This window comes from Gordonia aichiensis (assembly GCF_039946255.1).
In the GTDB taxonomy this organism is placed as follows: domain Bacteria; phylum Actinomycetota; class Actinomycetes; order Mycobacteriales; family Mycobacteriaceae; genus Gordonia; species Gordonia aichiensis_A.
The window spans coordinates 41,500-60,748 of sequence record NZ_JBCDWL010000026.1; the positions used below are offsets into that span (position 1 = coordinate 41,500).

Below are 19,249 nucleotides of genomic sequence, written 5' to 3' on the forward strand. Positions count from 1 at the left end.
GCCGAAAGGTTACAAATATATGGACCGCAACGAACTGAGGAGGGTTCCACTATGCGTAACCGCACCAGCCCGACCTTTGTGTCCGCCGTCCGTGACTACGCGCGCCGGATCGCCGCACGAATGAACCAGAGCGCCAACGAGCGCCTGAGCCTGCAACTCGGCAACTCGCCGATCGCAGTGCTCGGAGCCGCCTGAGTACCGCTCCGTTAGGCAGACAGCGAGGGACCCCGTCGGAGATCCGACGGGGTCCCTCGCTGTTTCAGCGGTGTCGGTGCTTCAGGGGCCAGTGCTTCAGGGGCCAGTGCTTCAGCGAGCCGGTGTTTCAGCGAGCCGGTGGCCGGGGGACGCCGCTGGTCAGATGCCATGCACCACAGGAGCATTCGTACGACCGCAGAGTCGTTCGGCCGTTCGAATCGCGGGCGATCGCCAAGATCGCGCCGGCGACGGCGGCCGATGTCGGGTAGGCGATCTTCTCCGGCGTCGGACACCGCAACCCGGCGACGGGGACGACTCGCGGTCGTCGGCGCGGTTTCGCGGCGGCCGCCCGCGTCCCCGCCTCGATGCGCCGGTAGTACTCCTCGAGTTCGTCGTCGTCGAAGGGCATCTCACACCGGCGTGGTGTAGCGCGGCAGCACGCGGAACACCTGCAGCTCCCGCGGCACGCCCTTGGCCTTGAAGCGCCGTCGACGGATCACGTAGTCCGCGAGATCGACCTGGGCCAGAGCGGCTTCGCTCGCGTACACCTCGCCGCCGCCGGCTCCGTCGCAGACCCGCGCCGCGATGTTCACGTCGACGCCGAGATAGTCTGAACCGACCGCGCGGGGCATTCCCGTGTGCAGGCCGGCGCGCAGGGCCGGCCGGAACTCGCCGATCACGATGGCGCTCACCGCCCCGACCGCCTCGTGCGCCGCGGCGATCGCCTCCCCCGCGTCCAAGAAGACCGCCATCGTGCCGTCGCCGAGCGTCTTGACGACCTTTCCGCCGTGCGCCGCGATCACCTGCTCGCACGCCTCGTTCACCGCGGCCAGGAGTTCGAGCACCTGGTCGTCGCCTGCGCGCAGCGCCCACGAGGAGAAGCCGACGAGATCGGTGAACAGGATGGTCGCGGGCACCGGTCCCGCGGGTTCGGCGCGACGATGCTCGATGAGCGACTGCCACACCGCGACCGACGCCAACCCCAACTCGCGTACGGCGCTGGGCCGGTCGGGCCGAACCTCGGTGAACAGTCGCGCGACCCGGTCGGAGGTCCGGTCGGCGGCGGGGAATCGGTCGCCCACCGGGGCCAGTCGCCGTGCCAACTGCGCGGCTCGCATCGCCGCGGAACTCTCGTCGGTGCGGGCCAGGAGCTCACCGGCGCGCTGCAGGGGGCCGCCGGGTCCGTCCTCATCGCGGCGTTCGTCGTTCACCTCACCGATCGTAGGGCACTGGCGGTGTCGGCGTTCGGCGCCGCAGTCCGGTCAGCGCAGCCGTTCGGCCTCGTGCGCCAGTCGCAGCACTTCGGCGGCGAGATCGGCCAGGCAGTCGTGGTCGGCCTTCTCCTGCAACGCCGTGGTCAGGTCCTCGGCCGCGCAGCGCAGCGCGAACATCCGATCGCCCAGGCCCTCGGCTTCCGCCGGGGTGAGGATCACCGCGTCGGCGGGAATAGAGGTGCCCTCCACGAGCGTTCTCTGTTCGTAGGCGCGTTGGCGGCACGATCGCTTGCAGTACTTGCGCCTGCGTCCCCGTTCCGAATCGACCATCTGGCGTCCGCACCAGGCACAGGCATACGGCCGCCTGCGCGACCGTGGTTCGGCGCCCGACGGCGCATCAGGTTCGGTGACCGGGGATTCAGACACCCCACGACGGTACCGCGCGGGGCGAGCGGCGGCCCGAACCGCGTAGAATGGTACCGATCACCCGACCCTTTGAGAGGAAGACTTCATGGCAGATCGAGTCCTGCGTGGCAGCCGGCTCGGAGCGGTGAGCTACGAGACCGACCGCGACCACGACCTCGCACCGCGTCGGCTCGTCCAGTACCGCACGGACAACGGCGAGATCTTCGACATCCCGTTCGCCGATGACGCCGAGATCCCCGGCACCTGGCCGTGCAAGAACGGCATGGAGGGCAAGCTCCTCGAGGGCGCGGCGCCCGAAGAGAAGAAGGGCAAGCCGCCGCGCACGCACTGGGACATGCTGCTCGAACGTCGTTCGGAAGAGGAGTTGGAGGTGCTCCTCGCCGAGCGCCTGGACCTGCTCAAGCAGCGTCGTCGCGGCGGCGGTTCCTGACCGACGCTCCGATGCAGACGGCGGCGGCCCCGGGATCTCGTATCCCGGGGCCGCCGCCGTCTGTGCAGCCTCAGTCCTGCGCGCCCGCCTGCTCAGCGCCCGCGGAGCCGGTCGAGGCGTCCCTGGACTCCCCACCGCGCGACGTTGAGGAAGGATTCGGCGATCACTCCCCCGTCCATCTTCGACTCCCCGATCTCGCGTTCGGTGAAGGTGATGGGCACCTCCCGGATGGTGAAACCGTTGCGCAGCGTGCGCCACGCGAGGTCGATCTGGAAGCAGTAGCCCGCCGATTCGACCTGGTCGAGGCCGATCTTCTGCAGTACCTCTCGCCGGAACGCGCGGTATCCGGCGGTGATGTCCTTGACCTTGGCGCCGAGCGCCAGTCGCGCATAGGTGTTGGCGCCCTTCGACAGGAACTCGCGGCGCTTGGGCCAGTTCACCAGCCGCCCGCCGGGGACGTACCGCGAGCCGATCACCAGGTCGGCCCCGTCGTTGACGGCCTCGAGCAGCCGATGCAGCTGCTCGGGGGCGTGGCTGCCGTCCGCGTCCATCTCGACGATGACCGCGTAGTCGCGCTCGAGCCCCCAGGCGAAACCGGCGAGGTAGGCCTTGCCGAGACCGTCCTTGACGGTCCGGTGCATCACGTGGATGCGCCCCGCGGCGTCGTCGGCGGCCAACCCGTCGGCCACCTCACCGGTGCCGTCCGGGCTCGAGTCGTCGACGATGAGCACGTGGATGCCGGGCTGCGCCGACAGCAGTCGTCCGACGATGATCGGCAGGTTCTCGCGCTCGTTGAACGTCGGGATCACCACGAGAGCGTTCTCGCCGCCACCTCCGACGATGCCGCCTCCGACGTCGCCGGTGCGCGATTCAGAGTCCCTGCTTGCCATCGTGCTCCTTCGTCGTGGCCGGTTCCCTCCGACCGGCTAACACATCGAGGCTAATGCGTCCCCGCAGCGCGTACAAAAATCCGATCACGGTGGCCAGGACGATCAGGCGCTGGGGCCACGGCCCGAGGCGCACCGCCGGGGTCTGCCCCGAGCGCAGCTGCAGGGCGGTCTGCAGGATGTCCGGGGTGAAGATCTGGCTCTCGTCGATGAGCGAGCCGTCCGGCGCCACGAGGGCGCTGACCCCGCTGGTCGCGGCGACGACGACGCTGCGACCGGTCTCCACCGCCCGCACCTGGGACATCGCCAGCTGCTGGTAGGTCATGTCGGTCTTGCCGAAGGTGGCGTTGTTGGTGGGCACGAACAGGAACTGGGCGTCCTCGCGGACCGACTGCTGCGCGGCCTCGTCGAAGGCGACCTCCCAGCAGGTCGCCACGCCCATCGTCACCGGACCGTTCCGGGTGTCGGCGGTCAGCACGGCGGGCCCGGTGCCGGGACGGAAATCACCGGCGCGGTCGGCGTACGAGGAGAAGAGGCGGAAGAAGCTGCGCCACGGGAGGTACTCGCCGAACGGTTGAATGATGTGCTTGTCGTACCGTCCGGACGGTTCGGGATCGGCGAAGCCGTCGTGCTCACCCCACAGGAGAACGGTGTTGGTCGCGCCGCCGCCCTCGATCGGCAGCCACGTGCCGAAGGCGATCGGGGCGCCGACGGCGCTCACCGCGGCCCGGATGCTCGCCGCTGAATCGGGGTAGACGGTCGGCGGGGCGTCGGCGGCGTTCTCGGGCCACAGCACCAGGTCGGGTGCGGGCCGGGTGCGGTCGTTCACCTGCTCGGCCAGCCGCAGCGTCTCGCGGACGTGATTGTCCAGGACCGCTCGCCGCTGGGCGTTGAAGTCCAGGCCAAGACGGGGCACGTTGCCCTGGATCGCGGCGACCTCCACGCGGCCGGTCTCGGTGGTGAACGGGCTGCCGAGGATCGAGACGAGCGCGCCCCCGACCAGCGGCAGCACGACCGCCGTCGCTGCGAGCGCGACGGTCACGGTTCGCAGGGGCGCGGTTCGCGGGGTCACGGTTCGACGGCCGACGACCCGGACGATCAGGGAGGCGGCCGCGGCACCGCTGAGCGCGATGACGAACGACACGCCGGGCACCCCGATCACCGACGTCAGCGGCAGGTACCAGCCCTGGACCTGGCTGAACGCGGTGCGACCCCACGGGAATCCGCCGAACGGGAAGGCGGACCGGAGGGCCTCGACGCTCACCCAGCTCAACGCGAACCACAGCGGCCGCCACCGCAGGCGCATGGTCACCGCGGCGACCGCGCCGAACAGGGCGAGGTAGGCCGCCATCACGGCGGCCAACGCGAGCCACGGCAGCGGTCCCACGTACTCCCCGATCCACGGGAGCAGCGGCACGAAGAACGCCAGCCCGAAGACGAACCCGGTGCCGGCACAGCTGCGGACCGACGGCCGACCGACGGTCAGCGTCGCATACAGCAGACCGAGCGAGACCGGCGCCAACCACCACACGTGCTGATGCGGTGGGAACGCCGCATACATGAGCCCGCCGGCGACCGCGGCCACCAGCACCCGATGCCACCACCGGACGGCGGTGGTCGGCGGATCGGTCCGTTCCGCGGTCAGCGTCACGGGCGCTCGAAGATCGTCTGCCCGTCGGCGACCGTGCGGACGCATTCGGGGAGGCGGGCGCCCGGGCGCAGGTCCGGCAGCGCGGGGACGCGCGACCGCGGATCGGTCGACCAGCGCTGCACGTCCTTCGACGACGCGGCGACCACCATCTCGTCGACCTCCCAGACCGCGTAGTGCGCGGGGGCGCCGGGCACCAGGGTGCCGGTGAGGCCGTCGTTGACGCCGGCGGCCCGCCAGCCGCCGCGCGTGGCGGCCGCGAACGCCGCCCGCGGGGAGATCGAGCTGGTGGCGGTCCGGTGGTTCGCGGCGGCCCGCACCGTGGCCCACGGGTCGATGGCGCACACCGGTGAATCGCTCGAGAAGGCCAGGGAGACACCGGCCTTGGCGAGCATGGCGAAGTCGTTGAGCCCGCCTCCCCGCTCGCCGAGGCGGGCCGCGTACAGGTCGTCCGGGCCACCCCAGGCGTCGTCGAACAGCGGCTGCATGCTGGCGACGGTGCCGCACCGGGCGAAGATCTCCGCCTGCTCGGGGGTGACCATCTCGGCGTGTTCGAGTCGGTGGACGCAGCGCGCGAGTGCGGGGGTGCCGAGCTCGTCGGCCAGGATCGTCATCGCCCGCGCGACGGCATCGGCGGCGGCGTCGCCGATCATGTGGAAGCCCGCCTGCACCCGGGCCGTCGTGGTGGCTCGCAGATGGTCGAGGATGACCTGCTCGCTGAGGTAGGTCACGCCGGTCGCGTCCGGCGCGTCGGCGTACGGCTCGCGCAGCCACGCGGTGTGCGAACCCAAGGCGCCGTCGACGAACAGGTCGCCGCCGATGGCGTGCGCACCGGTGCGGTCCAGGATGGCCCGGACCTCGTCGACCGAGGCGGCGGCCTCACCCCAGTAGCGGCGCACGCCGACCCCGTGGTCGAGGTCTGCGATCGAGCGGAAGTCGTCCAGGCCGCTGATCTCGGGGCCGCCGTTCTCGTGCACGGAGACCACGCCGCGCGACGCCGCATGGTCGAGCGCACGGAGCTGTGCGCGCCGCCGCGCCGCCGGACTGATCAGCCCGCGGGCGGTGGTCCGCACCCGGTGGTGGGCGTCGGCGATCAGCGGCTCCTCCGCCGAGAAGCCCTGCGCGGAGGCCAGGCCGGGCACCATGTCGCGCAAGGCGCTCGACGCCGCGGCCGAGTGCTCGTCGATGCGCGCCAGGTACACCGGGCGGTTCCCGGCGATCCGGTCGATGTCGGAGGTCGTCGGCGGCAACCCCTCGGGGCTGTCGGCGGGCCAGGCGGACGAGTCCCACCCCAGGCCCCAGACGAAGTCGTCGTCGTGTTCGGCCAGATGGTCGGCCAACTGGCGCAGGCACTCCGAGCGGGTGCGCGCCGAGGTCAGGTTGAGCCCGCCGAGCGCGATACCGGTGTCGGTCAGATGGACGTGGGCGTCGACGAACGCCGGACTCACGAACCGGCCGCCCAGGTCAACGATCTCGGCGTCGGGATGAAGGGCGCGGCCCACATCGTCGGACCCCACCCATACGATCGTTCCGTCGGTCACCGCCATCGCCGTGGCGTCGGGCGCCGCCGGTGAAGAGTAGACCATGCCTCCGAGGAGCAGCTGCGTCGTCACGTCGGCCATTCTCCCAGACCTGCGGGCTGCGGCGCCGCCCGCCACCGGGTGATGTGTCCCTCAGCCCGCGGTCAGTGATCGCGGTGCGGTGGCAGTTCCGGGATGTCGAGGCGCACCGTCCCGTCGGGGTTGCGGACGGTGGTGTCGACGACGGTCGTGGTGGAGTCGACGACGGTCCCGTCCACGGTGCCGTCGACATACCCGGGGTCGCCGAATCCGAAGCCGCGTCCACCGGCCGGGCCCCCGCCCAGGTCGATGACGGTCATCCGCTGCGACATCAGCGTCGCGCGCCGCGCGGCGGTCGCCGCGACCACGGGCCGCAGCGCCTTGCGGGCCGGGCGGGTCAGCATCAGCAGACCGACCACGGTCGAGACGACGCCCGGCAGGATCGTCAGCAGTGCGGCGACGCCGAACAGCGCCGTGTCGGTCAGCGGTTCACCGGGGGCGATCTCCTGCCGCATGGCCTTGCGCATGTCGGTCCCGAGGCTGCGCGCCCGTTTCGCCAGCACGACGTAGCCGACCCCGGCCGCCAGGATCGTGATGAGGAAGGCCCAGGCGAAGCCGAGGAAGTGCACCATCGCCCAGAAGGCCGCGATCTCGGCGACCACGTATCCGACGAAGATGTAGCGCATGGGAGGTCCTCTCGAGGCATCGGTCAGGGCGTCTACCGTTCCAACGAACGACCGTCCGTTTTTGCTCCCGGGGTAGATGGGCGGGAGCCACAGGCTGAGCCACCACCGGGTGACGAGCTCGACCCAGGCTGATCGAGTAGCCCGCGAACGAAGTGAGCGAGTGTATCGAGATCCTCGTACGGGGTCTCGATACGGCCTCGGCTAGCGCCTCGGCCTACTCGACCACCCTGGGGAAGCTCACGCGACGCAGGCAGAGAGACGAGCCCGACCACAGGCAGAGCCACCACCTTCAGACGAGCCCGACCCATAGGCTGATCGAGTAGCCCGCGAACGAAGTGAGCGAGCGTATCGAGATCTCGGTGCGGGGTCTCGATACGGCCTCGGCTAGCGCCTCGGCCTACTCGACCACCCTGGGGAAGGCTCACGCGCCGCAGGCAGAGAGGCTGCCTGGGAAGGCTCACGCGCCGCAGACAGAGGCTGCCCGGGGAAGGCTCACGCGCCGCAAGCAGAGAGGCTGCCCGGGGAGGCTCGTGCGCCGCAGGCAGAGAAGCCACCTGAGAGACGAGCGCCGCAGGCGGAGGTGCTGCCTGAGGGCGCGCGACGCCGGCTGAGAGAGCGAGCGTGTCGAGATCTCGAGAGGCTACTCGGTCTCCGACCGCGCCTCGATGTCGCCTTCGGCCTCCAGGTAGACGCGCTTGAGCTCGTCGAGCAGTTCGGCCGGGGGCTCGTGCCACATCTTGCGCTCCACGGCCTCCAGGAGTCGTTCGGTGATGCCGTGCAGGGCCCACGGGTTGGCGTTGTCGAGGAACTCGCGGTTGGTGTCGTCGAGCACGTACTGCTCGGTGAGCTGCTCGTACATCCAGTCGGCGACGACGTCGGTGGTGGCGTCGTAGCCGAACAGGTAGTCGACCGTCGCGGCCATCTCGAAAGCGCCCTTGTAGCCGTGCTTGCGCATCGCGGCCAGCCAGCGCGGGTTCACCACGCGTGCCCGGAACACCCGCGAGGTCTCCTCGTGGAGGGTCCGGGTGCGGACCGAGTCCGGCCGGGTCGAGTCGCCGATGTACGCCTCGGGCGAGGAACCGGTGAGCGCCCGGACGGTCGCGACCATGCCGCCGTGGTACTGGAAGTAGTCGTCGGAGTCGGCGATGTCGTGTTCGCGGGTGTCGGTGTTCTTCGCCGCGACCGCGATCCGCCGGTAGGCGGCGCGCATGTCGTCGACCGCGGCGACCCCGTCGAGGCCGCGCCCGTAGGCGTAGCCGCCCCACTCGGTGTACACCGCGGCCAGATCCTCGTCGGTGCGCCACTGCTTGGAGTCGATCAACTGCAGCAGGCCGGCGCCGTACGTGCCCGGCCGGGAGCCGAAGACGCGGGTGGTGGCGCGGCGGGCGTCACCGTGCTCGGCGAGCGCCGCGCGGGCGTGGGCGGCGACGAAGTTCTGCTCGTCGGGCTCGTCGGCGTTCGCGGCCAACTGCACCGCGTCGTCCATCATCGCCACCACGTGCGAGAAGGCGTCGCGGAAGAAGCCCGAGATGCGGACGGTCACGTCGATGCGCGGCCGGCGGAGGTCCTCGAGGGGAATCAGCTCCAGGTCGACGACGCGGCGCGAGCCCTCGTCCCACACCGGGGTGACGCCCAGCAGCGCGAAGACCTCGCCGATGTCGTCGCCGGAGGTGCGCATGGCGCTGGTCCCCCACACCGACAGGCCGACCGAGCGCGGGTACTCGCCGTGATCGGCCAGGTACCGCTCGATCAGCGAGTCGGCCATCGCCCGACCGGTCTCGGCGGCCAGCTGCGACGGGACGGCCTTGGGATCGACCGAGTAGAAATTGCGGCCGGTCGGCAGGACGTTGATCAGCCCGCGCAGCGGCGAACCGCTCGGGCCGGCGGGGATGAAGCCGCCGGCGAGGGCGTGCAGCACGCGGTCGATCTCGCAGGTGGTGGCGCGCAGCCGCGGAATCACCTCGGTGCCGGCGAAGGTCAGGATCTTCGCGACGTCGGCGGGATGACCGGCGGCCGCAGCGGCGACGGCCTCGGCGCTCCAGTCCCCCGCGGCGCAGGCGCTGACCAGCTCGCGCGCCAGGGTCTCGACCCGGTCGACGTCGGCGCGTGCCGACTCGTTCTCGGCCAGACCGAGGGCCTCGCGCAGCCCGGGCAGCGTCTGCGCGCCGCCCCACAGCTGGCGGGCACGCAGCATCGCCAGGACCAGGTCGACCTCCATCTCGCCGTCGGGCGCCTGGCCGAGCACGTGGAGGCCGTCGCGGATGGCTGCGTCCTTGATCTCGCACAGCCAGCCGTCGACGTCGAGCAGCATGTCGTCGAAGATCTCTTCGTCGGGGCGCTGCGCCAGGCCCAGATCCTGGTCCATCTTGGCGGCGGTCAGCAGCGTCCAGATCTGCTGGCGGATGGCCGGGAGCTTGGCCGGGTCGAGCGCGGAGATGTTGGCGTGCTCGTCGAGCAGCTGCTCCAGACGGTTGATGTCGCCGTAGCTCTCGGCACGCGCCATCGGCGGAATCAGGTGGTCGATGAGCACCGCGTGCGCGCGACGCTTGGCCTGCGTGCCCTCGCCCGGGTCGTTGACCAGGAACGGGTAGATCAGCGGCAGGTCGCCGAGCGCGGCGTCGGTGCCGCACTCGGCCGACATCGCGACCATCTTGCCCGGCAGCCATTCGAGGTTGCCGTGCTTGCCGATGTGCACGACGGCGTCCGCGCCGAACCCCCAGCCGTCGCGGTCGGTGCGCGAGGCGAGCCAGCGGTAGCTGGCCAGGTAGTGGTGGGTCGGCGGGAGGTCGGGATCGTGGTAGATCGCGACCGGGTTCTCGCCGAAGCCGCGGGGCGGCTGCACGAGCAGGACGACGTTGCCGAAGGTCATGGCGGCGATCACCAGATCGCCGTCCGGATTGTGGGTGCGGTCGACGAACAGTTCGCCGGGCGGCGGGCCCCAGTGCTCGACGACGTCGGCGCGCAGGCCTTCGGGCAGGGTGTTGAACCAGGCGGTGTAATCGGCGGCGCTGACGCGGATCGGGTTCGCCGCCAGGGACTCCTCGGTGAGCCAGTCGGCGTCCTGTCCCCCGGCGTCGATCAGCGCGTGCATCAGGGTGTCGGGGTCGTCGGCATCGGGATCGGCGCCCAGGCCCGGCACGGCGTCCTCGCCGTCGACCGGGCCGACGTCGTACCCGGCCTTGCGCAGGGCGCGCAGCAGGTGCACGAGGCTGCGCGGGGTGTCCAGGCCGACGGCGTTGCCGATGCGGGCGTGCTTGGTCGGGTACGCCGACAGCAGCAGCGCCACCTTCTTGTCGGCCGCCTCGATGTAGCGCAGGCGGGCGTGCGCCACTGCGATGCCCGCCACCCGTGCGCAGCGTTCGGCGTCGGCGGCGTAGTACGGCAGGCCGTCGTCGTCGAACTCCTTGAACGAGAACGGGACGGTGATGATGCGGCCGTCGAACTCGGGGACGGCGACCTGGCTGGCGACGTCGAGCGGGGTCATGCCGTCGTCGTTCGCCGCCCAGTCGGCACGCGAGCTGGTGGAGCACAGGCCCTGCAGGATCGGGATGTCGAGGGCGGCGAGGCGCTCGACGTTCCACGACTCGTCGTCGCCGCCGGCCGAGGCCAGCGCCGGGGTGGAGCCGCCGGCGGCCAGCACGGTCACCACGAGCGCGTCATAGGTGCCGAAATGCTCGATCAGCTCGTCGGGAGCGGTGCGCAGGGAGGCGCAGAAGATGCCGGTGGCGTGGCTGCCCGCGGCTTCGATCGCCTCGCACAGGGCGGCGACGTAGTCGTTGTTGCCCGCCAGATGCTGGGCGCGGTAGTAGAGGACGCCGATCCGCGGCGCGTCCTCGGGCAGATCGGCGGCGGTGCGCTCGAGCCGGCCCCAGCCGGGCGTCTCGACGGGGGCGTCGAAGCCGAGACCGGTCAGCAGCACGGTGTCGGAGAGGAAGTTGTGCACCGACAGCAGGTTCTCGCGGCCACCGGCGACGAAGTAGCCGTGCGCCTGCGCGGCGACGCCCGCGGGCACCGTCGACAACGCCATCAGGTCGGGGTCGGGGTTGTGCTCGCCCGAGAGCACCACCACCGGCGCCGGTCCGGCCAGGACCGCGGCCAGCCCGTCCTCCCACGCCTGCTTGCCGCCGAGCAGTCGGACCACCACCAGGTCGGTGCCGTCGAGCAGTGCGGGCAGATCGTCGACCAGTGTGCGTGCCGGGTTGGCGACCCGGTAGTCGCCGCCGCAGGTGGCGGCGGTGCGCAGGTCGGTGTCGGACGTGGAGAGCAGGGTGATCACAGCGGTACTCCTGGCCGGGGATGCGCGCCCGGCGTCGTCGTGCGGTCACGTCGGTCCGGCGGACCGACGCCTCACCTGCCGGGACGGGTCTGACTCGAGACGGGAATCGGCGTCTCACACAGTGGCGCGACCGTGCCGGAGTCGAACCGGCTTCCGTGCGGACAGGCTCGGACTCACTGTAGGCCATACGCTGGAGGGGTGAACAAACCCGCCGACCGCTGTCCCGGAGTCTTCCGCACCCACCCCGCCGCGGACGGGCATCTGGCGCGGATCCGACTGTCGGGCGGGCGTATCGAACCGGCCGCCCTGGAGGCCTTGGCGTCGGCCGCGGACGAGCTGGGCGACGGGCACGTGGAGATCACCGTCCGAGCCAATCTGCAGGTCCGCGGGATCGGCGCCGACGACGTCGCCGCCTTCGCCGACCGCATCGTCGACGCCGGGCTGGTCGCGGGCCGGGCGCACGACCGGGTCCGCAACATCGTCGTCTCGCCGCTGAGCGGCCGGATCGGCGGACGGGCCGACCTGTGGCCCGCGGTCGCCGACCTGGAGGATCGCCTGGCCCGACATGACTGGACCGGCGAGCTGTCGGGCCGATTCTGGTTCGGCTTCGACGACGGTCGCGGCGACGTCGCCGCGCGCGACGTCGACGTCCTGGCGGTCGCGGTCGGCCCGCAGGAGGCCGAACTGGTGATCGCGGGCCGACCGACCGGCCGCGTGGTGTCGCTGGCGGAGCTGCCCGCGGCGATGCTCACGGTCGCGGAGGCCTTCCACCGGCGCCGCGACGACCAGTGGCGCATCCGCGAACTGTCCGAACCAGAGCGGGCCGCGGTCCGGGAGACCGTCGCCGGACGCGGCCGGGCCGGGACCGCACCCCGGCCCGACGTCCTGAGCGAACCGGCCGGCCCGACCGTCGGCTGGTTCACCCAGAGCGACGGGCGCGTCCTGCTCGGCGCGGTCACCGAGTTCGGACGCCTCACCGCCCGGCAGGCGCAGTTCGCAGCCGCGGTCGGCAGCCCGGTCCTGTTCACCCCGCAACGCGAGATCCTGCTCCCCGATCTGTCCGAGGGCGTCGCCGAGACCGTGGTCCGGGTGCTGGCTCCCCTCGGCTTCTCGTTCGACGCGAACAGTCCGTGGACCCGGTTCAGCGCCTGCACCGGCGCGCCCGGCTGCGCCAAGTCCCATGCGGACGTGCGCGAGGACCTGCTGGTGCACCTCGGCAGCCTCGACGCGTCGGCGCCCGGCGAACGCGAGCACTGGGTCGGCTGCGACCGCGGCTGCGGGGCCCCGTCGGGCGCTCACGTGCGGAAGGTCGCCGTGCCCGGCGGCGACTACCGGACCGATCGATCCGGTGACCCGGCGCCCGGCACCGGTGCGTAATCTGAGGCCATCATGAGCGAGTACGTCCGCGACGGTGCGGAGATCTACCGTCAGTCCTTTGCAATGATCCGCGATGAAGCCGACCTGTCGGGTCTGCCCGCCGACCTGGAGTCGGTGGTGGTGCGGATGATCCACGCCAGTGGACAGACCGACCTGGTCGACGACGTCGTCGCCACGCCCGGAGTGGTCGCGTCGGCCCGCGCCGCGCTGGCCGCGGGCGGGCCGATCCTCTGCGACACCAACATGGTCGCCTCCGGGATCACCCGACTGCGCCTGCCCGCCGACAACGACGTCCGCTGCCACCTGCGCGAGCCCGGCATCGCCGAACTCGCGGAGCGGATCGGCAACACCCGCACCGCCGCCGCCCTGCACTACTGGCGCGAGGATCTGCCGCGCGCGGTCGTCGCGATCGGCAACGCCCCGACCGCGCTGTTCGCGCTGCTCGACCTGATCGACGAGGGCTGGCCGCGTCCGGCGGCCATCGTCGGTGCGCCCGTCGGTTTCGTCGGGGCCGCCGAATCGTGCGAAGCGCTCTCGCAGCGCACCGACCTGGAGTTCATCACGGTGACCGGTCGGCGGGGCGGATCGGCGATCACCGCCGCCGCGATCAACGCACTCGCGAGCACCGCGGAGTGAACGCGAGCATGAGCGAGACGGGAACGGGCATGAACGGCAAGCTGTGGGGCGTCGGACTGGGTCCGGGTGATTCCGAACTGGTGACGGTCAAGGCCGCCCGCATCATCGGCGAAGCCGATGTGATCGCCTATCACTGTGCGCGGCACGGGAACTCGATCGCGCGCTCGGTCGCTGAGCCCTACCTGCGCGCGGGGCAGATCGAAGAGCGGCTGATGTATCCGCTGACGGTCGAGACGACCGACCATCCCGGCGGGTACGCGGGGGCGATGGCCGACTTCTACACCGAGAGCGCCGAACTGCTGGCCGCGCACCTGGCGGCCGGGCGGACCGTCGCGCTGCTGGCCGAGGGCGATCCGCTGTTCTTCAGCTCGTACATGCACATGCACAAGCGCCTCGTCGACCGGTTCGAGGCCGAGATCATCCCCGGCGTCACCTCGGTCAGCGCCGCGTCGGCGGCGTTGGGGATCCCGCTGGTCGAGGGCGAGGAGACGCTGACCGTGCTGCCGGGCACCGCCGAGGCGGGCGAGTTGATCGCCGGCTTCCGGTCCGGCGAGGCACTGGCGGTGATGAAGCTGGGGCGCACCTTCGTCAAGGTGCGCGACGCGCTCGCCGCGGCCGGCCGACTCGACGAGGCCTGGTACGTCGAGCGCGCGTCCACCGGACGGCAGCGAATCGAGAAGGTCGCCGACGTCGATCCGGCGTCGGTGCCGTACTTCTCGCTCATCGTCGTGCCCGGTCGCCGCAACAATCCGCTCACCGCGGGCGGTGAGCGGCCGCTCGGCGAGGTGGTGGTCGTCGGACTGGGCCCCGGCCCGGTGGATCAGACGACCCCGCAGGTGGCCGCCGAACTGGCCGCCGCCACCGACTTCGTCGGATACAAGACCTACGTGGACCGCGTCGTCGCACGGCCGGGTCAGCGGGTGCACGCCAGCGACAACCGGGTCGAGTCCGAGCGCGCCGAGTTCGCCCTCGACCTCGCCTCCCGCGGCGCTCGGGTGGCCGTCATCTCCTCCGGCGACCCCGGCGTCTTCGCGATGGCCAGCGCCGTCGTCGAGGTGGCCGCCGAACCGCGGTGGGCACGGGTCCCGGTGCGCGTGGTGCCGGGCGTGAGCGCCGCGCACGCGGTCGCCGCGGCGGTCGGCGCCCCGATCGGCCACGATTTCGCGGTGATCTCGCTGTCGGATCTGCTCAAGCCGGGGTCGGTGATCGAGGACCGGCTGCGGCACGCGATCGCCGCCGACCTGGTGGTCGCGATCTACAACCCGGCCTCCCCCAAGCGCGTCGAGCAGATCAACCGGCTCAAGGAACTGCTCGTCGAGCTGGTGCCCGCCGACCGCGTCGTCGTGCAGGGCCGCGACGTCGGCGGCCCGGGCCAGCGGCTCACCGTCACGACCGCCGCCGATTTCGATCCAGGCACCGTCGACATGCGCACCCTGCTGATCGTCGGCTCGTCGATGACGCGGCGCGTCGAGCGCCCCGCCGGCGACCTGGTGTACACCCCGCGCCGCTACGAGTAGGCGATATCGCACCGCTTTCGTTCTGCGCACCCGGTCGCGACGAGGTGCGCAGAACACACGTGGTGCGATATCAGTGCAAGTGGTGCGATATCAGCCGGTGACGGCGTCGAATGCGGCCTGCGGCGACGTCACTCGCGTGATGCCGGCTGGTTCTGCCGGGCGGTCGACGACGATCACCGGGATGCCGAGGGCGCGCGCGGCGTGAAGTTTCGCGACCGTCATGTCGCCGCCGCTGTTCTTGGTGACCAGCACGTCGATCCGGTGCTCGCGCAGCAGGGCCAGTTCACCGTCGAGATCGTAGGGGCCGCGCGAGCGCAGGAGCTGATGGCGGGCCGGGAGCGGTCCGTCGGGTTCGTCGACGACGCGGATCAGGAACCAGGCGTCGACGTCGGCGAACGCCGAGACGTCCTGGCGACCGGTGGTGAGGAAGACGCGGCCGCCGCGCCGCTCGAGTTCAGTGGCGGCGGAAGCGATGTCGGGCACCCGAAGCCAGACGTCATCGGCCGACGGCGACCACGCCGGGCGAGCCAGACGCAGATACGGGACGCCGGCCGCGTCGGCCGCCGCGACCGCGTTCGGGGTGATGCGCGCGGCGAACGGGTGCGTGGCGTCGACGACGGCCGTGATCGCGTTGGCACCGATCCAGTCGGCCAACCCGGCCCGCCCGCCGAAACCGCCGATCCGCACCGGTCCGACCGGCAGCCGCGGATTCGCGACCCGGCCGGCCAGCGAGCTGACGACGTCGATGCCGGCGTCGTCGAGCAGACGCGCCAACGCACGGGCCTCCCCGGTGCCGCCCAGAATCAGGATGCGCGGCTCAGCCATGGCAGTCCTCCCGGTATGCGGCTGCGTCCGGCGCCGCTTCGTCACTGCGCAGCTTCGTCATTCGGGCGTGCGAGTACAGGTAGCTGTCGGTGCCCCCCGGGTGCGCGTCGGCGTCCAGGACGCGGCCGACGAAGATGACCGCGGTCTTGGTGATGCCCGCCTCGGCGAGCGCCGCGGGCAGCCGTTCCAGCGGGCAGCGGACGATCTGCTGATCGTCGCGGGAGGCGAACGCGACGGTCGCCGTCGGACAGTCGGCGCCGTAGTGCGGCGCCAGTTCCAGGGCGATCTGCTCGGTGCGGTGGGCGGCCAGGTGCAGCGCCAAGGTGACGCCGGTCGCCGCCAGAGTCGCCAGGTCCTCCCCCGGCGGCATGTCGGTCGAGAGGGTCGACACCCGGGTCACCAGCAGGCTCTGGCCCACGCCCGGGACGGTCAGCTCGGTGTCCAGGGCGGCCGCCGCCGCGGCGAAGGCGGGGACGCCGGGCACCAGCTCGTACGGGATGTCGAATTCGCGCAGATGTCGCATCTGCTCGGTCAGCGCCGAATACAGGGCGAGGTCGCCCGAGTGCAGGCGGGCGATGTCGTGCCCGGCCTGGTGCGCCCGGACCAGCCGGTTGACGATCTCGGTGAGCGGCATGCGTGCGGTGTCGACGATCTCGGCGCCGTCGGGCAGACGGTCGAGCAGTTGGGTCGGCACCAGCGATCCGGCGTACAGGCACACCTGGCAGCGCCCGAGGATCTCGGCGCCTCGCACGGTGATCAGGTCGGGCGCGCCCGGGCCGGCGCCGATGAAGTAGACGGTCACGAATCCTCCTGTGCGGCGGCGGGTTTGACCGCCACCCATTGAATGATCGGCAATGCCGGCCGCCAGGCGTGCAGGCGGCCCAGGGCCGCGTGGTGCTCGGGCGCGAGGCGGGTCAGCGTGCCGCCCAGCCTGCGGTGCGCGGCGACGAACAGTTCCTGAGTCTCGACGGCGACGGCATTGCCGACCAAGCGCCCGCCCGGGAGCAGTGCGCCCCAGGCGGCGTCGAGCACGTCGGCGTCCACGCCGCCGCCGAGGAAGACGGTGTCGGGATCGGGCGCCTGAGCCAACGACGCCGGAACGGGCCCGGCGAGCGTGAGGCGGTGCCCGACGCCGTGCCGGTCGGCGTTGCGGACGAGCGCGGCGGCGCGGCCCGCGTCGGCTTCGAAGGCGATGACGCGGCCCTCGCGTGAGGCGCGCAGCCATTCGATGCCGACGCTGCCGGAGCCGGCGCCGACGTCCCACATCAGCTGGCCCGGCGCCGGACGAAGCGCGGACACGGTGAGGGCGCGGACCGTGACCTTCGTCAGCTGCCCGTCGTTCTCGAAATCGTCGTCGGGCAGACCCGGAGCCGACGACCTCGCCGGTCCCACACAGTCGAGGGCGACGACGTTCAGCGGCGCCGACGGCGCGTCGTCCCAGGTACGGGCCAACCCGTCGCGAAGATGCTGGTCGGGGCCGCCGAGGTTCGCCAGGACGGTGATCGTCGTCCAGCCGAAGCCGTGGTCGCGGCAGATGCGGGCCAATGCGGCGGGCGTGCTGCCGTCGCGGGAGAGCACCAGGATGCGGACGCCGTCGCTGAGTTCGGGAACCACCGCTTCGGGCGGCGCGGTGACGGCGCTGACGATCCTCGTACCCGCCAGATCCCAGCCGAGTTCGGCGGCGGCCAGCGAGATGCTCGACGGCGCCGGGATCACCGTCACCCGGTCGCGGCCGACGGCCTTGACGATCGACGAGCCGACACCGTGGAACATCGGGTCGCCGCTGGCCAGGACGTGGATCGTGGGGGCCTCGCCAGTCGGGGAATCATCGGCCGGGGAATGGTCGGTCAGCAGTTCGCGCAGATGCGCAGACATCGGGGACCGCCACGCGATGCGGTCGGCGGTGACGGCGTCGTCGAGGAGGGCCAGTTGTCGGGCCGATCCGTAGACGGTATTGGCTTCCAGGAGCGCGGTGCGCGCCCGTCCCGCGAGGCCGTCCCAGCCGTCGGCGCCGATGCCGACGATCACAAAGCGGGCGGGAACGAAGCCAGCGGGTACGAAGCGGCCGGTCATCGGGGCAGCCTTCGCCACACTGCGCGTGGCAGCAACCGCATCCCGAAGAACAGCGGGCGCAGGACGCCCGGGATCCAGACCTCTCCCCTGCCCTTCCGGTAGGCCGCAGCGACGGCGTCGGCCACCTGATCGGAGGTCCGGGAGAAGGGCGCGGGCTTGACGCCCGACGCCATCAGTTCGCGGGTCATCTCCCCGATCACGAAGCCGGGACGCGCCAGGAGCAGGCGGACGCCCGACCCGTGCAGGGCGTCGGCGAGCCCGCTGGCGAAGCCGTCGAGTCCGGCCTTGGTGGAGCCGTAGACGTAGTTGGCGCGGCGGACGCGCACCCCGGCGACCGACGAGAACACGATGATGGTCCCGGACCCCTGTTCACGCAGAGCTGCGGCCAGCGGGGTCATCACGCTGATCTGCGCGTAGTAGTCGGTGTGGGCGATCTGCAGCGCGTGCGCCACCTCGGTTTCGGCGCGGGCGGCGTCGCCGAGGATCCCGAACGCGATGATCGCGACCTCGATCGGTCCGTGCTGGGCGACGAGCGAGTCGATGAGCGCCGGATGGGCGGCTACGTCGTCGGCGTCGAAGGCGACCGCGTGCACGTCGGCGGCCCCCGCGTCGAGGAGCGTCCTGGTCTGCGCGTCGAGGTCGTCGGGTCTGCGTGCGGCCAACACGACGCGGTGGCCGGCGGCCAGGCGCGCCGCCGTCGCCACCCCGATCTCGCTGCGTCCGCCGAAAAGTACGATCGTTCCCACCCAAGAAGTATCGCCCGGACGGGGCCGTCGCCCGCGCGTGGGTCGATCGGGCGGACGATATCGTGGTCGATCATGAGCCGCACCACCGACGACCTGTCCCCCGAAGCCCTCCAGATGCTGACCGAGTACCACCTCGCCACGCTCGCCACCACCCGAACCGACGGCACCCCGCACGTGGTGGCGGTCGGCTTCACCTTCGACGCGCAGGCGGGGAAGGCGCGCGTCATCACGTTCGACGGATCGCAGAAGGTCCGCAATGCCGAGCGCGGCGGGTACGGTGCGCTGACGCACGTCGACGGGGCGCGCTGGCTGACTTTCGAAGGGCCGATCACGGTCAGACGCGACGCCGAGTCGGTCGCCGACGGTGAAGATCGCTACGCCGCCCGCTACCGCCGGCCCAAGCCCAACCCGCGCCGCGTGGTGATCGAGATGGATGTCGCCCGCGTGCTGGGCTCGGCGGGAATGTTCGCCGGTCGGGCTGAATAGTCGAGTGCGGGGCATGGGGTCTCGATACGCCGCCTCGCTGCGCTCGGTGGCTACTCGACCAACCTGAGGGGGACGACGACAGAACAGGATCGGCCGGTGGGTGGAAGACGGGCAATCCAGGCTGGTCGAGTAGACCGAGGCGCTAGCTGTACTTCCCCGATACGTTGTGAACGCGGGTTGACGGGGTGAGGCCGTCGAGCGCGGTATGGGGTCGGTGATGATTGTAGTGGTGTAGCCAGGTTTGGTAGGCCTGTTCCCTCTCGTGTTC

General features: G+C 71.5%; 19 protein-coding genes. 6 read left to right on the forward strand and 13 right to left on the reverse strand.

The annotated features are described in order from the left end of the window. The first annotated feature begins 51 nt into the window (after positions 1-51). Positions 52-195 (forward strand): hypothetical protein, encoded by a 144-nt coding sequence (locus AAFO60_RS20095; protein ID WP_347958015.1) that lies wholly within the window; start codon positions 52-54, stop codon positions 193-195. A 127-nt stretch (positions 196-322) separates the two neighbouring features. Here the strand turns inward: AAFO60_RS20095 and AAFO60_RS20100 are convergent, their stop codons facing one another. From AAFO60_RS20100 to AAFO60_RS20110, 3 genes are read right to left on the reverse strand one after another with little or no spacing between them, the layout of a single operon-like run. Continuing rightward, positions 323-604, reverse strand: a complete 282-nt coding sequence (locus AAFO60_RS20100) for a hypothetical protein (RefSeq protein ID WP_347958016.1) — start codon at positions 602-604, stop codon at positions 323-325. Position 605: 1 nt separating this feature from the next. Continuing rightward, a complete protein-coding gene (locus AAFO60_RS20105) occupies positions 606-1,406 on the reverse strand; it encodes an adenylate/guanylate cyclase domain-containing protein (protein ID WP_347958017.1) in 801 nt (266 codons plus the stop codon). 51 nt (positions 1,407-1,457) lie between these two features. Continuing rightward, positions 1,458-1,739 (reverse strand): hypothetical protein, encoded by a 282-nt coding sequence (locus AAFO60_RS20110; protein ID WP_347958035.1) that lies wholly within the window; start codon positions 1,737-1,739, stop codon positions 1,458-1,460. A 181-nt stretch (positions 1,740-1,920) separates the two neighbouring features. Here AAFO60_RS20110 and AAFO60_RS20115 point away from each other — a divergent pair, with 181 nt between their 5' ends. Continuing rightward, positions 1,921-2,265, forward strand: coding sequence for an RNA polymerase-binding protein RbpA (locus tag AAFO60_RS20115; protein WP_347958018.1), 345 nt, complete (start codon positions 1,921-1,923; stop codon positions 2,263-2,265). Positions 2,266-2,357: 92 nt separating this feature from the next. Here AAFO60_RS20115 and AAFO60_RS20120 read toward each other — a convergent pair whose 3' ends face one another. The 5 genes from AAFO60_RS20120 to cobN all read right to left on the reverse strand — a co-directional run bounded on the left by AAFO60_RS20120 (position 2,358) and on the right by cobN (position 11,321). Beyond that, positions 2,358-3,155 carry a polyprenol monophosphomannose synthase gene (locus tag AAFO60_RS20120; protein ID WP_347958019.1) on the reverse strand — a complete coding sequence of 266 codons (798 nt, stop codon included), beginning with the start codon at positions 3,153-3,155 and terminating at the stop codon, positions 2,358-2,360. Continuing rightward, positions 3,136-4,713, reverse strand: coding sequence for an apolipoprotein N-acyltransferase (lnt, locus tag AAFO60_RS20125; protein WP_347958036.1), 1,578 nt, complete (start codon positions 4,711-4,713; stop codon positions 3,136-3,138). The genes AAFO60_RS20120 and lnt overlap by 20 nt, the downstream gene beginning before the upstream one ends. Before the next feature lie 86 nt (positions 4,714-4,799). Further along, positions 4,800-6,413, reverse strand: a complete 1,614-nt coding sequence (locus AAFO60_RS20130) for an amidohydrolase (protein ID WP_347958020.1) — start codon at positions 6,411-6,413, stop codon at positions 4,800-4,802. Between the two features lie 71 nt (positions 6,414-6,484). Beyond that, positions 6,485-7,045, reverse strand: a complete 561-nt coding sequence (locus AAFO60_RS20135; protein ID WP_347958021.1) for an FxsA family protein — start codon at positions 7,043-7,045, stop codon at positions 6,485-6,487. Positions 7,046-7,685: 640 nt separating this feature from the next. Beyond that, complete coding sequence (gene cobN, locus AAFO60_RS20140; RefSeq protein ID WP_347958022.1) at positions 7,686-11,321, reverse strand: cobaltochelatase subunit CobN; 3,636 nt, start codon at positions 11,319-11,321, stop codon at positions 7,686-7,688. Positions 11,322-11,519: 198 nt separating this feature from the next. Between cobN and cobG the strand changes: the two genes are divergently transcribed. From cobG to AAFO60_RS20155, 3 genes are read left to right on the forward strand one after another with little or no spacing between them, the layout of a single operon-like run. Then, positions 11,520-12,698, forward strand: a complete 1,179-nt coding sequence (cobG, locus tag AAFO60_RS20145; RefSeq protein WP_347958023.1) for a precorrin-3B synthase — start codon at positions 11,520-11,522, stop codon at positions 12,696-12,698. 12 nt (positions 12,699-12,710) lie between these two features. Then, a complete protein-coding gene (locus tag AAFO60_RS20150) occupies positions 12,711-13,334 on the forward strand; it encodes a precorrin-8X methylmutase (RefSeq protein WP_347958024.1) in 624 nt (207 codons plus the stop codon). A 29-nt stretch (positions 13,335-13,363) separates the two neighbouring features. Continuing rightward, positions 13,364-14,851, forward strand: a complete 1,488-nt coding sequence (locus AAFO60_RS20155) for a precorrin-2 C(20)-methyltransferase (protein WP_424327330.1) — start codon at positions 13,364-13,366, stop codon at positions 14,849-14,851. Between the two features lie 90 nt (positions 14,852-14,941). Here AAFO60_RS20155 and AAFO60_RS20160 read toward each other — a convergent pair whose 3' ends face one another. The 4 genes from AAFO60_RS20160 to AAFO60_RS20175 are packed head-to-tail and all read right to left on the reverse strand — an operon-like array spanning position 14,942 to position 18,495. Then, positions 14,942-15,676 carry a cobalt-precorrin-6A reductase gene (locus AAFO60_RS20160; protein WP_347958026.1) on the reverse strand — a complete coding sequence of 245 codons (735 nt, stop codon included), beginning with the start codon at positions 15,674-15,676 and terminating at the stop codon, positions 14,942-14,944. Next, positions 15,669-16,478: a precorrin-4 C(11)-methyltransferase gene (cobM, locus tag AAFO60_RS20165; RefSeq protein ID WP_347958027.1), complete on the reverse strand. Its 810-nt coding sequence runs from the start codon at positions 16,476-16,478 to the stop codon at positions 15,669-15,671. Before cobM ends, AAFO60_RS20160 begins: the two co-directional genes overlap by 8 nt. After that, positions 16,475-17,749: a precorrin-6y C5,15-methyltransferase (decarboxylating) subunit CbiE gene (cbiE, locus tag AAFO60_RS20170; RefSeq protein ID WP_347958028.1), complete on the reverse strand. Its 1,275-nt coding sequence runs from the start codon at positions 17,747-17,749 to the stop codon at positions 16,475-16,477. The genes cobM and cbiE overlap by 4 nt, the downstream gene beginning before the upstream one ends. After that, positions 17,746-18,495 carry an SDR family NAD(P)-dependent oxidoreductase gene (locus AAFO60_RS20175; protein ID WP_347958029.1) on the reverse strand — a complete coding sequence of 250 codons (750 nt, stop codon included), beginning with the start codon at positions 18,493-18,495 and terminating at the stop codon, positions 17,746-17,748. Before AAFO60_RS20175 ends, cbiE begins: the two co-directional genes overlap by 4 nt. Positions 18,496-18,567: 72 nt before the next feature. Between AAFO60_RS20175 and AAFO60_RS20180 the strand changes: the two genes are divergently transcribed. Next, positions 18,568-18,981: a TIGR03618 family F420-dependent PPOX class oxidoreductase gene (locus AAFO60_RS20180; protein ID WP_347958030.1), complete on the forward strand. Its 414-nt coding sequence runs from the start codon at positions 18,568-18,570 to the stop codon at positions 18,979-18,981. 142 nt (positions 18,982-19,123) lie between these two features. On the opposite strand, the gene AAFO60_RS20185 is transcribed toward AAFO60_RS20180, so the two are convergent. Then, the coding region (locus AAFO60_RS20185) for an integrase core domain-containing protein (protein ID WP_347958037.1) at positions 19,124-19,249 on the reverse strand (126 nt) is incomplete at its 5' end.